Origin of the sequence: Allosphingosinicella sp. (genome assembly GCF_046295735.1) — a bacterium.
Classification (GTDB): Bacteria; Pseudomonadota; Alphaproteobacteria; order Sphingomonadales; family Sphingomonadaceae; genus Allosphingosinicella.
This window is the reverse complement of the sequence record NZ_JBKBMQ010000021.1, coordinates 1-15,331: the sequence shown is the minus strand read 5'-3', so window position 1 is coordinate 15,331 and position 15,331 is coordinate 1. Positions and strand designations below refer to the sequence as shown.

General features: G+C 69.7%; 9 protein-coding genes. 6 read left to right on the top strand and 3 right to left on the bottom strand.

All coding sequences use genetic code 11. The features are described 5' to 3' along the window. Nucleotides 1–72: 72 nt before the first annotated feature. On the bottom strand, nt 73–1,119 hold the full coding sequence (locus ACK4K7_RS15665) for a glycoside hydrolase family 43 protein (RefSeq protein ID WP_431867421.1): 1,047 nt from the start codon (nt 1,117–1,119) through the stop codon (nt 73–75). Between the two features lie 192 nt (nt 1,120–1,311). Here ACK4K7_RS15665 and ACK4K7_RS15660 point away from each other — a divergent pair, with 192 nt between their 5' ends. Further along, nucleotides 1,312–1,554 (top strand): hypothetical protein, encoded by a 243-nt coding sequence (locus ACK4K7_RS15660; RefSeq protein ID WP_431867420.1) that lies wholly within the window; start codon nt 1,312–1,314, stop codon nt 1,552–1,554. On the opposite strand, the gene ACK4K7_RS15655 is transcribed toward ACK4K7_RS15660, so the two are convergent. Beyond that, nucleotides 1,551–2,873: a glycoside hydrolase family 1 protein gene (locus ACK4K7_RS15655; RefSeq protein ID WP_431867419.1), complete on the bottom strand. Its 1,323-nt coding sequence runs from the start codon at nt 2,871–2,873 to the stop codon at nt 1,551–1,553. The genes ACK4K7_RS15660 and ACK4K7_RS15655 overlap by 4 nt on opposite strands. Before the next feature lie 156 nt (nt 2,874–3,029). Here ACK4K7_RS15655 and ACK4K7_RS15650 point away from each other — a divergent pair, with 156 nt between their 5' ends. Next, nucleotides 3,030–5,735 carry a TonB-dependent receptor gene (locus ACK4K7_RS15650; RefSeq protein WP_431867418.1) on the top strand — a complete coding sequence of 902 codons (2,706 nt, stop codon included), beginning with the start codon at nt 3,030–3,032 and terminating at the stop codon, nt 5,733–5,735. A gap of 59 nt (nt 5,736–5,794) precedes the next feature. Here ACK4K7_RS15650 and ACK4K7_RS15645 read toward each other — a convergent pair whose 3' ends face one another. Further along, nucleotides 5,795–6,775, bottom strand: coding sequence for a glucosamine inositolphosphorylceramide transferase family protein (locus ACK4K7_RS15645; RefSeq protein ID WP_431867416.1), 981 nt, complete (start codon nt 6,773–6,775; stop codon nt 5,795–5,797). A gap of 102 nt (nt 6,776–6,877) precedes the next feature. On the opposite strand from ACK4K7_RS15645, the gene ACK4K7_RS15640 reads away from it, so the two are divergent. From ACK4K7_RS15640 to ACK4K7_RS15625, 4 genes are all read left to right on the top strand, one after another. Beyond that, complete coding sequence (locus ACK4K7_RS15640) at nt 6,878–7,744, top strand: J domain-containing protein (RefSeq protein ID WP_431867415.1); 867 nt, start codon at nt 6,878–6,880, stop codon at nt 7,742–7,744. A gap of 150 nt (nt 7,745–7,894) precedes the next feature. Further along, on the top strand, nt 7,895–9,973 hold the full coding sequence (locus ACK4K7_RS15635) for an autotransporter assembly complex protein TamA (protein WP_431867414.1): 2,079 nt from the start codon (nt 7,895–7,897) through the stop codon (nt 9,971–9,973). Beyond that, nucleotides 9,973–14,205 (top strand): translocation/assembly module TamB domain-containing protein, encoded by a 4,233-nt coding sequence (locus tag ACK4K7_RS15630; RefSeq protein WP_431867413.1) that lies wholly within the window; start codon nt 9,973–9,975, stop codon nt 14,203–14,205. Before ACK4K7_RS15635 ends, ACK4K7_RS15630 begins: the two co-directional genes overlap by 1 nt. 121 nt (nt 14,206–14,326) lie before the next feature. Then, nucleotides 14,327–15,112 (top strand): DNA/RNA non-specific endonuclease, encoded by a 786-nt coding sequence (locus tag ACK4K7_RS15625; RefSeq protein WP_431867412.1) that lies wholly within the window; start codon nt 14,327–14,329, stop codon nt 15,110–15,112. Nucleotides 15,113–15,331 lie beyond the last annotated feature (219 nt).

Genomic DNA, 15,331 nt, shown 5'->3' with positions numbered 1-15,331 from the left:
ACGCTCCCGCCGGATCGGCAAGGCCGGGCGACACGGCCGCGTCTCCGGCTGCGGTTCAGGGAGGCGTTTGCGTCAGCCGCGTTCGCCGGCGCGGCGGTGGGGACGGAGGCTCGGGCCGATGCGGGGCGTCCCCGCCTCCCAGTCCAGGGGCGCGATGTACATGTAGCGGCCGCGGCCGGCGTTGCGGCAGCCGGGCCGGAAGCCGTGGGCGTGGAACACGATATATTGCCGACCGCCGCTGTCGAAGATCGCCTGATGGCCCGGGCCGCTGAGGCAGCCGCGTTCGTCGTTATAGCTGTAGAGGATCGGGTTTTCCGGCGCCTCGGCGCAGGGTCCCATCGGCCCCTCGCAGACCGCATAGCCCATCGCGTAAGGCGACAACCGCTGGTGCGGCTCCCAGCCGAAATGGTTGGCGGAATAAAAGAGGATGTAGCGCCCGTCCCGCCGCACCATGGTGGGCGATTCGATCACATGGGCTTCCCAGTCCTTGTCGTTGCGCAGCAGCGCCACCGCCTCGCCGGCGAGCGCGAGCCCGTCGGGCGTCATGCGCTGCACGAATATCTCGGTCGGCTTGCCGACGGCGTTCGCGTCGGCCTTGTAGTAGAGGTAGAGCTGGCCGTCCGCGTCGAGGAACGGCGTGGCGTCGATCGTGCCGCCGAGCTCGCGCTGACAGATCAGCGGCTCGGGCGCTTCGGACAGAAAGGGGCCGAGCGGATCGGACGCATGCGCGACGCCGGTGCATTGCAGGCCGCTGCGCCGCTCCCGCGCGGTGAAATAGAGAAGATAGCGGCCGTCGTGGCGCATAACCTCGGGCGCCCAGGTCCATCCCTCCTGCGCCCAGGCGGGCAGCACCGGCATCGCATCGTGCAGCCGTCCGCCGCGGCGCAGCGGCCGCCAGTTCACCAGATCGTCCGACACCGCCATCTGCACATGGGCCTGCAGGCGTTCGGCATTGGTCGCATAAGCGAGATAGCGGCCGTCGTGCGGCAGGATGAAGGGATCGGGAAAGTTGGTCTCGTAGACCGGAACGAACGGCGGGGCCGGGGGGGCGGCGGGCCGGGCGGAGGCGGCGCCGGCCAGCGCCGCCAGCGACATCAGAAGAGTGAACGGCCTGATCAAGGAGAGCGCTCCGGTCGCGGCGGGGACATGCCCCTTTCGGGACGGCCATTATTATCATATAAAATCGCCGGTGGAAGGCGCGGCGGATCTTGATCCGTGACGGTTGAACGCGCATTCCCGTGCGGCGCGGCTCCATTCGGGGGAATGGCGGTGCCGCGCGACGACTGGGGATTTTGGGCGGGGACCACTCACATGACCAGATATGTACGCGATTATGTCGACATCGCCGACCGCACGTCGCTCGACGAGTTGATCGCGCGGCTGACGGAGCTGCGCGACGCCTTGCCGGCGGAAGCGGAGGCCGAGCTGCGCATAAGGGGCGACGACGTGTTCGGCCGCCGGCTGACGGTCGGGTTCCTCCGGCCGCTGACCGAGGAAGAGGCCGCCTGCGAAGGCCGCTACGCCGGTCCCCCGGAACTGAGGGTCGCCGCCTAGGCCGCTTTCTCGCCTCCGCCGCCCAGCGGGGCGATCGGCACCGCCAGGCAGTGGCTGAAGGACGGCAGGATGTCGCGCCAGTCGCGGATCAGCTTCTTGTAGGCGCGGCCGACCGGGCGGATGTTGCGGTCGAGGTCGAACAGGCCGACCGGGTGGACCCGGTCGTTCTTCTCGCGCAGCGCCGTGTCCCAGTCCATCTGGTCGGTCAGCGAATACCAGGTGAAGCCCACCGTCGGGATGCCGACGTTGCGGATGCGCAGGACGTTCGCCCATTCCTTCCACAGCCACTGCACGGCCTCCTGGCCGGTCGGGCCTTCGCGCAGATTGGTCTCGGTGTGCATGATCGGAAGGCCGTAGCGCTCGTGATATTGGCGGGTGATCTCGGAATAGCCGAACACCTCGCCCGACGCCTCGCTGTGGCCGTCGGCGAACACGCGATGCTCGTTGGTCCAGTAATAATCGTTGCCCAGGATGCAGTGCTGCTTCAGCCGATGAGTGAGGAACCAGTGATATTCCTCGCGGCTCATGCCGTTCTCGAGGAGATATTCGTACATGTCGCTGTTGACGCGGTTGCCGTAGTTGAGGTCGAGCGACAGAAAGCGCCAGCGGTTGCGCACCTCCGCGGCATGGATCGCGGCCGGGCTGTCGGCGTGGAAATATTCCGAGGATTCGGACTGGATGAAGATCGCGTCCGGGCGGCGCTTCAGGATCTCGGTCATCGCCATGACGTTCGCCTTGACGATGTGCTTCAGCGCGGTGACGAAGGCGCGGTCGCTCGTCTCCTGCTCGTTCCACCAGCCATATTTGGCCGAGAAAACCGCGCAAATGAACATCTCGTTGACCGGCGTGTAGAGCTGGATCCAAGGATAGCGCTCGGCGAAGGCGGCGGCGTAAAGCGCGAACAGCTGCGGGAAATCGGGGTTCTGGAAATTGCCGATCCAGTCCGGCACGCCGAAATGGCACAGGTCCAGGATCGGCACGATCTCCCGCCGCCTGAGATCGGCCAATGTCACGTCGGCGAATTCCCAGTCGTAGCGGCCGGGGCCCGCATAAGTGGTGTGGAGCGGCGGGCCGTAGCGCAGATAGCCGATGCCCAGCTCCTCCACGCAGTCGAAATCGAGCCGCCAGTGCCGGTAGTGGCCGCAGGACTCCATCTGGTCCACCCGGGTGCGGCCGTTGTCGATGGTCGGGATGCTGTTCTCGATCCCGGTGGCGAACATGAAGTTGGCGATGGCACCTCTCCTCGGCGGGCGGATCGTGGACGCCGCGTCGTCATAAAGGGCGCCGGCGCGGAAGGTTGCGCCCGCCGGCTGCTCCACCTGATGGCCGATTTGGTTTCGGCCCCGCAACTGTGGCCGAAATCCCACGTATCGTAATTATCGTATAAATGGCTTCCCCTGCGGCAGGCGGCGAATTATGACTCCGCCCTTGCAAGAGCCGCCGAAGCGGCCGTTTCGCCATGGGAGGATCATCCAATGCGTCTTTCGACAAAGGTCCGCTTTTCCGCGTCTCTGGCCGTCATCGCGCTCCTGACCTCGCCCGCGGCCGCAGCGGCGGCCGATCTCGACTCGGCCTCCGCACAGCAGACCGCGCCCCGCGACCCGGCGGTGGAGCCGGCGCCGGCGCCGGCGGAGGGGGAGATCATCGTCACCGGCATCCGCCAGTCGCTGCAGTCGGCCCGCAACATCCGCCGCAACGCCGAACAGATCGTCGACGCCATCGTCGCCGAGGACATCGGCAAGCTGCCCGACGTCAACACCGCCCAGACCGCCGCCCGCATCCCGGGCCTACAGGTCTATCGCCAGGGCGGCGAGGCGCAGAACGTGCTGGTGCGCGGCCTGCCGAATTTCACCACCAGCTATAACGGCCGCGAGATCTTCACCGCCGAGACCCGGGTGGTGGCGCTGCAGGACTTCCCGTCCGCCAACATCGCCGCGCTCGAGGTGTTCAAGACGTCGGCGGCGAACCTTGTGGAGCCCGGCCTCGCCGGCCTCGTCAACATCCGCTCGCGCCGGCCGTTCGACTTTTCCACCGGGCAGATCGCCGGCTCGGTCTGGGGCGTCTACACGGTCCAGGCCAAATCGGTGACGCCCAATTTCAACGGCCTGGTGACGGAGCGCTGGGACACCGGCGCGGGCGAGATGGGGCTGCTGCTCAACGTCTCCTATACCGAGCTCGACTATCTCGATTCGGAACCGTCCAACACCGACTTCATCGCCGATCCGGTCATCAACGGGCAGCGCGTGCGCTATCCGGACATCCAGCGCCTGTTCTACCGTTCCGGCAACCGCGTGCGGCCCTCGGTCAACGCCGCCTTCCAGTGGCGCCCGAACGACACCGTCGAACTCTACGCCGATTTCCTGTGGCAGGGCTTCCGCAACAAGATTGACGACCGGCTGGTGGCGGTGCCGCTTTATGGCGGCGGCTCCTACACCAACCTCGTCTTCCGCCCGAATACCAACCAGCTCTCCAGCGGCACGATCAACGGCCTCGCCGATCCGATCTTCACCTTCCAGGGCGGCACCTACAACCGCACCGACACCTTCCAATATGCGGCCGGCGGCATCTACGAATCCGGTCCGTTGCGGCTGGTGGCGGACATCGCCCGCACCGACACCGCCTTCCGCGGATCGACCGAGTCGGTCGACCGCATCTTCGCGGGCCAGGCGGGGACATCGGTCGATTTCGACCTCGAAGTGCCGCAGTTCACGATCCGCAACTTCGATCCTTCCAACCCGGCCAACTACCTGTTCGACGGCCTCTACGAGCAGAAGCAGAAGGCCTCCGGCTCCGACTGGCAGCTGCGCCTCGACGGCACCTATACGATCGACGAGGACGGACCGCTGCGCAGCGTGGAGGCGGGGGTGCGCTACACCGACCGCACCGCCGGCCGGGTGTTCGGCGACCGCTTCGCGGGCTTCCGCGGCCGCAACATCACCGCCACCGCCTTGCCGCTCGATTTCCGGATGACGCCGCCTGGCTTCGTCGGCACCGACGTCCAGAGCGGCTTCCGCAGCTTCCTGTCGCCGACCTACAGCAGCATCCGCGGCAATCTCGAGGCGCTGCGCCAGTTCGTGATCACTTCCGGCGGCGCCAATTACACGGTCGCGGACCTCGTCCCGGCCGTCCAGTTCGACGCCGCCGAGGAGACGCTGGCCGGCTACGCCCAGCTCAATTTCGGCATGGGCGATCTGGAGGCGGTGCTCGGCGCCCGCGCGCTTCACGTCAAGACGCGCGTGTCGGGCGCGCAGCCGACCGGGATCGACGCCATCGACCGGGGCAGCAAGTCGACCCGGCTGCTGCCCAATGCCAGCCTGCGCTGGCGCCCGGACGAACAGTGGCAGTTCCGCCTCGCCGCGTCGAAGACGATCACCCGGCCCAATTTCTCCGATCTGGTCCCCTTCATCACCCTGGGCGCGCCACCGCCCAGTGGCGTCGGCACCGACAGCGATCCCTATCAGGCGTTCGGCGGCAACCCGTTCCTGCGGCCGTTCGAATCCTGGAACTATGATGCGAGCCTGGAATATTATTTCGGGCCGGCCAGCTTCGCGGCGCTGACCGTCTTCCACCGCTCGATCGACGGCTTCATCCAGCAGAACACCTTCCGCGTGACGGACACGCGCCTCGGCGTCATCCAGATCACCGGCCCGGTCAACACCGGCAAGGGCCGCATCACCGGCACCGAGCTCCAGTTCCAGGCCTTCGCCGACTTCCCCGCGCTTCCGGACTGGGCGCGCGGCTTCGGCATCCAGGCGAACGTCACCTATCTCGACGCCGAGACGCAGCAGCCCGACGGCCAGGGCGGGCTCGCTTACTTCCCGATCACCGATCAGCTGAACGGCGTGTCCGATTGGAACTACAATCTGGTCGGCATCTACGAACGCTACGGCTTCTCGGCGCGGCTGAGCTACAACGGCCGTTCGAGCTATGCCGCGACCCGCCAGTATCGCGGCGACGACCTCTACACGGAGACCGCCTTCCCGGCCGGGCGGCTCGATCTGTCGCTCAACTACGACATCTTCCCCAACGCGACGATCTTCGCCGACTGGACGAACATCACGCAAAGCCCGTTCCGTCAGGAATTCCGCTCCGCCCGCGCCGGCGCGCCGCGCGCGGACTATGTCCGCTACCTGCGCTACGACGAATCTACCGTTTCGCTGGGCCTCCGCTTTCGTCTCTGAAGCAGCCCAGTTCCTCCCCTGAGCGCAGACTCAGCGGAGGGGAACCGCCCGCGTGGGAGTCAGGCGGTGATGAGGCCGCGGAGGCGGTCGGCGAGGGTGCGCAGGCCGCGGGCATAGTCCTTCTGCTTGCCGTCGATCGCGACCACCGTGCGTCCGCCGAAGCTGGCGACGCTGAGATGGTGGACGCCGAGCCGGTTCCACCAGTCCGCGCAGGGAAAGATATGCTCGGCGAGCGGACGTTCGGCATAGGCGTCCGGCGTCAGGCGGTCCACGGCGAGCAGGTTGAGGTTGGCGCCGTAGGAGGTGGAGCAATCCTGCGCCAGCCGCACCAGCCCCGCCGCGGTGCGCAGCACGCCGCCGCCGGAGCGCGAATAGCGCTTGTCGGACGTGATCGGGTTCATCGGATGCGGGCGGAAGGCGCCGCGCACCAGATCCTCGGCGAAATGGATTTCGAGGCCGACCGGGGAGGTGGTGAACAGGTACCACAGGCCGTTCTCGCGGATCAGCGAGCTGTCGGTATAGCGGCCCTTGAGCAGCGCGCGGCGGCGCACCGGGCGGCGGGGAAAATCCTCGAACTCGTAGAGGAAGACGCCGCCGGCCGCGGCCGACTCCGGGACCAGATAGCGGGCGTCGCCGTCGCCGAACACGAACGGGTAGGAGAGGTGATGCGGCTCGCGCAGCACCTCGCCGACAAATTCGAAGCCGGAAAGGTCGGCGGTCCGCCACGCCTCGATCCGCCCGTCCGCGCCGCGCGGCTCTGCCTCGAGGAAGATGTAGAGCGCGTCCGCTTCGGCCCAGAGGAACGGGTCGGCGCGGCTGGCGATGGCGGCGGCGCCGCGCCACAGCGACTTGGAATGGAACAGGTGGGCCGGGGACGACAAAGGATCGCCGATGCGGTAATCGGCCGGGGCGTCGTAAAGGGCGGTGCTCCACATGATGTCGCGGCGCGCCAGGCCGCGGACGCGCGACAGCAGCGCCGGCGTCCAGCCGGCGGGTGCGGGGCCGTGTACGGCCGCGGGCATCGCTCGAACGTCGTCCATGTGCGCCAAGCGGCTTAGCGGGCGAATATGAACAATCTGCTCTCAATGCCGGCGTTTTTCCTCTAGCAGAACGGCGTCGGGCGAGCGGGTTTGGGAGCATAGATGCCGGAAGGCGGCCGCAGGATCAGCTATTACGAACGGCTCGGCGTGCCGGCCGACGCCGATCCGCGCGACATCCGCGCCGCCTATCTGCGGCTGATGAAGCACCATCATCCCGACGTCGCCGGATCGCGCCGCGACCAGGAGGCGGCGCGCGAGCTGAACGAGGCCTTCGCCGTGCTGCGCGATCCGGACCGGCGGCGGCTCTACGATCAGGACCTGGCGCGCGAACGCGCGCGGCCGGCGCCGCCGCCGCCGCCCATGCGCCCCCCGCCGGGCCACATCTACCGGCCGATCGTCGTCCGGCGGCCGCGGCCCTCCTTCGCGGCGCGGACGCTGCCGCTGCTGCTGCCGGTGCTGATCGCGGCGGCGGCGGGCGGGCTCTACATGCGCTATGGCGAGCTGCCGGCGCCGCGCGTGCCGCTGCCCGCGCCGGCGGTGGAGGAGGAGGTGCGGACGCCGACCGCCGCGCCGCTGCCGCCGGTCGATTATGCGATGGTCCAGAAAGGCGTGGAGGATCTCGGCTGGATCGCCGGGATCGGCGGCGTCGCCGAGGCGGCAAGCTACAGCCGCCGCTGCTTCGAACAATTTGAGGAGGCGCCGAGCGCGTTGCTGTTCGACCGCTGCGCCGCTTTCGACAATGCCGCCTTCTGGTGGCAGGCGGAGCAGCGCGACGGCCCGCCTTCGCCGCGCTTCTCCTCAGTCGACATGTCGGTGCGGCACGAGGACAGCCTGAAGCGGCTGTCGCTGAACGAGGAGGCGAACCGCCGCCGCCTGCAGCGCATCCATTCCGCCGCCGTCACGGCCCTCGCCGAGATGAGCCTGCGCGCCCAGCACCGGCGGGAGCCGGTCGATCCGGGGGTGCAATAGGAAGGTGCTGAGGGGAGAATCGCTCCCGCTCCCGGTCATGAAACCTTTCCTCTTCAGGTACGTTGTTGTTCATGCTGCCCATTCCTGCGGGTGGCCGAGCGGGGACGATTGAGAGAAAAGCGGATATTGCTGGCGGCGATTGCCGGGGGCGTGATCGGAACGTCCGCGGGCGCACAGGTGCAACTTCCGCCCGCCCCCGCATTCGGCGAGCCGATCATCCCCGATTCCGAGTTCGAGGAGGCGCTGCCGCCGCTCGATCCCGACCTCGGCGCGCCGCTGCCGCCGATCGAGGACTTCGAGATGCCGGCGGGCGTCTTCCCGCCCGATCCGGGGCCGGTTGAGGAGGCGCCGCTCGGCGATCCGGCTCTGCTGGAGCCGCTGCCGCCGCTCGCCACCTTCGACGTGCAGCCGGTCGATCCCGCCGCCGAGGAGGATCCGGAGCGGCCGGCGGAGATCCGCTACACGCTTGTGATCGAGGGGCTGGACGAAGTCGGCCTCACCGGCCGGTTCCGCGGGCTCTCGGCGCTGCACGACGCGCGCGGGCGGGCCGCGAACGGAGCGATGGTCGCCGCCCGGGCGCGCGAGGACGAGGCGCTGGCGGTGCGGCTGCTGCGCTCCGAAGGCTATTATGACGCGGTCGCGACCTCGTCGGTCGAGCAGGTACCGGACGAGCCCGGCATGCTGCGCGCGGTGATCAGCGCGGCGCCCGGCCAGCGCTACCATTTCGGCGACATTCGTATCGAAGGGCCGCCGACCGAGCCGGCCGGGATCGCGCGCGAGGCGCTCAGGATCGACAGCGGCGACCCGATCGTCGCCGCCCAGGTGGAAGCCGCCGAAGCCAATGTGCTGCTGCGCCTGCCGCAACAGGGCTATCCCTTCCCCGAACTCGGCCTGCGCGATATCGAGCTCGATCAGGAAACGGCGCTCGGCGACTATACGCTGCCGCTCAACCCCGGGCCGCGCGCCCGCTTCCGCGGCTTCACCACCGAAGGCGACCTCGCCTTCGACGCCGACCATGTCGGCATCCTCGCCCGGTTCGAGCCTGGCCAGCTCTACGACCGCCGCTTGGTCGACGATTTGCGCGAGGCGATGGTCGCCACGCGGCTCTTCTCCACCGTCTCGGCCGAACCGGTGCGGACCGGCGAGACGGCGCCGGACGGCACCGAATATGTGAACATCCTCGTCCGCCAGCAGGCGGGGCCGGCGCGTTCGCTCGACGCCAATGCCGGCTTCAGCACCGGCGAAGGCTTCCGGCTCGAAGCGGCCTGGGAGCATCGCAACCTGTTCCCGCCCGAAGGCGCGCTGCGCGTGGCGGCGGTGGGCGGGACCCAGGAACAGTCGCTGATCGTCCGCTTCCGCCGCAACAATTGGGGCCAGCGCGACCGGCAGCTGTTGATCCAGGCCGAAGCCGGTCGGCGCAACCACCCCGCCTTCGAAGGCTATCGCGTCCAGCTGCAGGGCCTGATTTCCCGCGAATCGACGCCGATCTGGCAGAAGCGCTGGACCTATGCCTATGGCGCCGAAATCCTCGCCACCAACGAGAACCGTTTCGGCCGCCCGCGCGTCGCCTTCACCGACGCCTATTTCATCGCCGGGCTGATCGGGCAGCTCGGCTACGACCGGTCGAACAGCCTGCTCGATCCGACCCGCGGCTTCCGGCTGCTCGCGCGCGTCAATCCGGAGGTGCAGCACCGGCTCGGCGACACCGATTATTATGCCCGCAACCTGTTCGAGGCGACGGGCTATTTCCCGTTCGGCGAAAGCTTCGTCCTGGCCGGGCGGGCCCGGGTCGGCTCGATCTACGGCATCGGGCGCGACGAGCTGGCGCCGTCGCGGCGGCTCTATTCGGGCGGCGGCGGATCGGTGCGCGGCTTCGGCTTCCAGCAGCTCGGGCCGAAGGAGGAGATCCCCAACCCGCGCTTCGATCCCGAAAATCCCGACGATCGCCCGGCGACCCTGCTGGTGCCGCTCGGCGGCCGCAGCCTCAACGAATTCGCGCTGGAGGGCCGCTACCGCTTCGGCAATTACGGCGTCGTCGCCTTCGTCGATGCCGGCCAGGTCTATGAGACCGAATATCCGACTTTCGACAATATTCGCTTCGGCGTCGGGGTCGGCGCGCGGCTCTACACCAATTTCGGCCCGATGCGGGTCGACATCGCGACGCCGATCAACCGCCAGCCGGGCGAATCGCGCTTCAACATCTACGTGTCGATCGGGCAGGCCTTCTGATGGCGACGGGGACGGAAATGGACGCCGCGCCGCCGGAGCGCGAGGTCGTCCATATCCGCCGCCACACCGGCCGCGCGATCGTCAAATGGGTGGCGATCGGCCTCAGCGCGATCCTGCTGCTGTTCGCGGCGCTGATCGTCTGGATCAACACCGACGCCGGCCGCCGCTTCGTGGTGCGGCAGATCAACCAGCTCGAAATCGCCTCCGGCCTCGACATTCAGATCGGGCGGATCGACGGCTCGCTGTTCGGCGAGATGGTGATCCACGACCTGACGCTCGCTGATCCGCAGGGCATCTTCTTCCGCGCGCCGCGCGCCGAGCTTGACCTGCGTCCGCTCGCCTATCTGCGCGCCAATCATGTCGACATCCGCTATCTGGTGGTGCCCGAGGCGCGGCTCCACCGCCTTCCCGAGCTGGAGCCGGGCGATCCCGACGCGCCGCTGCTGCCGGACATGGACATCGACATCGGCCGGCTGGAGATCGGCCGGCTGGCGGTCGATCCCGCCGTCACCGGCCAGCGCCATCTCGTCTCGCTCGCCGGGCGGGTCAACATCGCCGACCGCCGGGCGCGGGTGGACGCGCGCGCCGGCACCATCGCCGCGCCCGGCCTGGCCGGCGGCGACCGGCTGCGGCTCCGGCTCGACGCCGTTCCTGACGACAACCAGCTCGACATCGCGGTGCGGCTCGAAGCGCCCGGCGACGGCTTCGTCGCGGGCCTCGCCGGCATCGACCGGCCGCTCAGCCTCGCCATCGACGGCGAGGGGAGCTGGGCCGAATGGCGCGGCCGGGCGCAGGCGCGGCTCGGCGGCGAGGGGCTCGCCGACCTTGCCCTCACCGCGCGCGACGGCACGTTCAACCTGATCGGGCCGGTCCGCCCCGGCCTGCTGATCGAGGGACCGGTGGAACGGCTCACCGCGCCGCTCACCCAGGTCAATCTCACCGCCACGCTCGACCAGCGCCGCGCCGACCTCCGGCTGCGGATGAACAGCCGCGCGCTCGCCGTCGCCGCCGAGGGCCTCGTCGATCTCGGCAACAACCGCTACGACAATTTGCGCGTCGCCGCCCGCCTGCTCGAGCCGGGGGCGATCGCGCCGGACCTGCGCGGGCGCGACGTGCGGCTGAACCTGCTCCTCGACGGCGCCTTCGCGACGCCGCTGGTCGGCTACGACCTCCAGGCGGCCAGCCTCGACATAAGCGGCACCATCCTGGAAAATCTGCGCGCGACCGGCCGGGCGCGGGTGGATGCCGACCGGATCATGGTGCCGGTGTCGGCGCGGGCGAGCCGCATCCTCGGGCTCGACGAAAGCATCGGCGGCCTGCTCACCAACGTCGCGGTGGACGGCGACCTCGCGGTCAACATGCCCTTCATCCTGTCCGACAATCTGCGCATCCGTTCGGACCGGGTGAACGCGACCGCCGCGATCGCGCTCGACCTCGCGCGCGGCAATTACCGCTTCGCGCTGCAGGGGCGGGTGAACAATTATCTGGTCGACGGCGTCGGCCTCATCGATCTCGACACCAATCTCAACATCGTCACCGAAGCGGACGGCTTCGGCATACGCGGCCGCTTCGCCGCCAGGACCCGGCGCATCGACAATGCCGCCGCCGCCGATTTCCTGGGCGGGCAGGCGGTGATGAGCGCCAACATCGCCATGTCGGCGAACGGCGTCATCCGGCTGGACACCATCCGCCTGTCGGCGCCGCAGATGCGGATCACGTCGGGGACCGGCACCTATTGGCCGGACGGGCGGCTCGACTTCCGCCTCGCCGGCGTGTCGAACGCCTACGGGCCGCTCGACGTCCACGTCACCGGCACCGCCGCCGCGCCCCAGATCCGGCTGCGGGCGGCGCGGCCCGGCTTCGGCATCGGCCTCGCCGGGGTCGAGGCGACGGTACGCGCCACGCCGCGCGGCTGGGCGATCCAGGCGACCGGCCAGTCGCAATACGGCCCGTTCTCCGCCGACATCGTCGTGCTCACCCAGGCGGGGCCGCTCACCATCGAGATCAACCGGCTGACCTTCGCCGGCATCAACTTCTCGGGACGGGTGCAGCAGACGCCGGCGGGACCGTTCGTCGGCACGCTCAGCATGTCGGGCCAGGGGCTGGACGGCACCGTGCGGCTGTCGGCCGAAGGGCGCCACCAGCGCGCCGACATCGCCGCCACCGCCAACGGCGCCTCGATCCCGGGCGACACGCCGATCCAGATCCAGCGCGGCATCATCCGCGCCACCGCCATCCTCTATCCCGACGCGCCGGCGGTGGTCGGCGACGTGCAGCTCGCGGGTCTGCGCAGCGGCGACCTCATGGTCCAGCAGGCGCGGGCGCGGGTCGATTATCGCGGCGGCCGCGGCCAAGCGCAGATCCTCGCCGAAGGCCGCAGCGGCGTGCCCTTCCGGGTCGCCGCCAACGCGGCGCTGTCGCCGGCGCACATCCGGGTGAACGCGCAGGGCAACGTGAACAATATCCCGTTCCGGCTCGCCCAGCCCGCCGATCTGCGCGCGGCGAACGGCGGCTGGCAGCTCGCGCCCGCGACAATCGTCTTCCCGCAGGGCAATGTCCGCCTCGCCGGCCGCTTCGGCAACGGCACGGTCGTCCAGTCGCGGCTCGACAATATGGACGTCGCGATCCTCAACGCCTTCTCGCCCGGCCTGGGCCTCGGCGGCCGCGCCACCGGCAGCCTCGATTTCGCCCAGCCGGCGGGCACCGCCTTCCCGCGCGCCGAGGCGCGGCTCAACATCGAGAATTTCACCCGCACCGGCATCGCGGTCCGCTCCGAAGCGGTGAACCTCGCCTTCGCCGGCAGCCTGCGCCCCGAAGGCGGCGTCGCCGGCCTGGTGATCCGCCGCGGCGGCGCGGTGATCGGGCGCGCGCAGGCGCGGCTCCAGCCGCTCGGCGCGGGCGCCGGGCCGTGGATGCAGCGGCTGATGGCCGCGCCGCTGGCCGGCGGCATCCGCTACAACGGGCCGGCCGACGTGCTCTGGTCGCTGGCCGCGGTTCCGGGCCATCAGCTGCGCGGGCCGATCGGCGTCGCCGCCGATTTCTCCGGCCGGGTGCAGGACCCGCAATTCACCGGCGTCGTGCGCGCCAACAGCCTCGTCTACGAGAATGAGGAGTTCGGCACCCGCATCACCAATCTGGCGCTGAACGGCCGCTTCACCGGGTCGCGGTTCGAAATCACCCAGCTCGCCGGGCGCGCCGGCCCCGGCACGGTGACGGGCAGCGGCAGCGTCGACCTGTCCGCCGCCGCCGGCTTCCCGATCGACATCCGGCTCGCCTTCGACAATGCCCAGCTCGCGCGCGGCGACGATCTCGGCGCGCGCGCCACCGGGCAGCTCGCCATCACCAACCGGCCCGGCCAGGATCCGCTGATCGCCGGCGAGCTGCTGGTGCCCGAGGCGCGCTACCAAGTGGTGATGCAGGGTTCGGCCGACGTGCCGCAGCTCCAGGGCGTGCGCCGCCGCGGCGAGCCGGTGCGGCCGCCCAACGCGCAGGCGAACGGCGACGACGCGGTGCCCAGCATCTGGCGCCTGGACCTCAGGGTGCGCGCGCCCAATCGCATGTTCGTGTCGGGCATGGGCCTCGAATCCGAATGGGCGATGGACCTGCGCGTCGGCGGCACGTCGCGCACGCCGCAGATCACCGGCGGGCTCGACCTCATCCGCGGCACCTACAGCTTCTCCGGCCGCCGCTTCGAGCTGCGCGAAGGCGACATCGCCTTCACCGGATCGCGTCCACCCAACCCCAGCGTCTCCATCCAGGCGGTGAGCCAGATCGACGGCGTGGAAGTGGCGATCAACGTCAGCGGCACCGCCGCCAACCCGCAGATCGCCTTCAGCTCGACCCCTGGGCTGCCGCAGGACGAGATCGTCTCGCGCATCCTGTTCGGCAATTCGGTCGGAGAGATCAGCGCCCTCCAGGCGGTGCAGCTCGCCGCCTCGCTGAACAGCCTGCGCGGCAATGGCGGCGGCCTCAACCCGCTCGGCGCGCTGCGCCAGGCCGGCGGCATCGACCGGCTGCGCATCCTGGGCGCGGACCAGACCACCGGGCGCGGGACGGCGGTCGCGGCCGGCATGTACATCGCCAGCGACGTCTATATCGAAGTGATCACCGACGCCCGCGGCTTCACCGCCACCCAGCTCGAGATCGCTCTGTCGCGCACGCTCAGCATCCTCTCCCAGTTCGGCTCCACCGGCGGCACCAACGTCAACCTCCGCTATTCCCGCGACTACTAAACTCCTCCCCTGAGTCTCCGCTCGGCGGAGGATGTGGCTTGTCTCCGGAACGGAGGATTCGCGCTCCGGATCGGATCAGCTTCCGGTTTCGCGGCCCCCGCTTTCGAGCGAAAATGAGCGCATGCGGGGATATGGGTCCATTCGCTGCATCGCGGTCGCCGCCTCGGTGGCGACCGCGTCAGCGCCCGCCGCGGCGCAGATGGGGCCGACGGAGGTGCACAGCGTCCACTGCCTCCACAGCTGCCCGGTCGGCGCGCCGGCGACCAACGACCTCATCTTCCGCGAAATCTACACCTTGTCGTCGAACGACGCGACCAAGATGGCGGACTGGGTCGCCTATCGCGTTACCCGGCAAACGATCGGCGGCGGCGAGGAGCGGCGCTGGGCGGCCGACCCCTGGCTGGACGACGAGGAGACGCTAGAGCCGTCCGATTATGCCGGCGCCCCGCAGGCGCTGCGGATCGACCGCGGGCATCAGGCGCCGCTGGCCAGCCTGTCCGGCACCGGGCTCGGCGCCGAGACCAACTTCCTGTCCAACATCACGCCGCAGGGAAGCGCGCTCAACCAGGGGCCGTGGCGGCTGCTGGAAGATGCCGAGCGCGCCTTCGCCCGGCGCGCGGCCGAGCCCCTCTACGTGCTGACCGGCCCGCTCTACGAGCGCGACATGCCGCCGCTGCCGCGCGCGGACGAGCCGCACCGTGTGCCCTCCCATTATTGGAAGATCGTGGCGACCGCGGACGGGCGGGTGAGCGCCTTCGTGATGGACACCTTTATGCCGCGCAGCGCCCCCTTCTGCGCCACCCGTGTCGCGGTCGAGGAGGTCGAGCGCCGGTCCGGCCTGCGCGTCTTCCCCCGCCTCCTCGCCCGCGGCTTCCGCCCGCTCGACGCGGAACTCGGCTGCCGCTGAGCCGAAGCGGCCGGGCCGGAGGGAAGGCGGGAGCCCTACGGCTCCGACCAGTAGTGAAGGCGCAGGTCGCCGCCCAGCTTGTCGGAAAAGGCGGCGCCGGGCCGGAGCGGTTCGATCAGCCGCGGATCGCGCAGCAGGCGGGCGGCGAGGATCAGCGTGAAGAAGTGGCGCGGCGGCGCGGCCGCGCCAGGCTCCTGCTATTCTCCTGTCTCTTGCTCC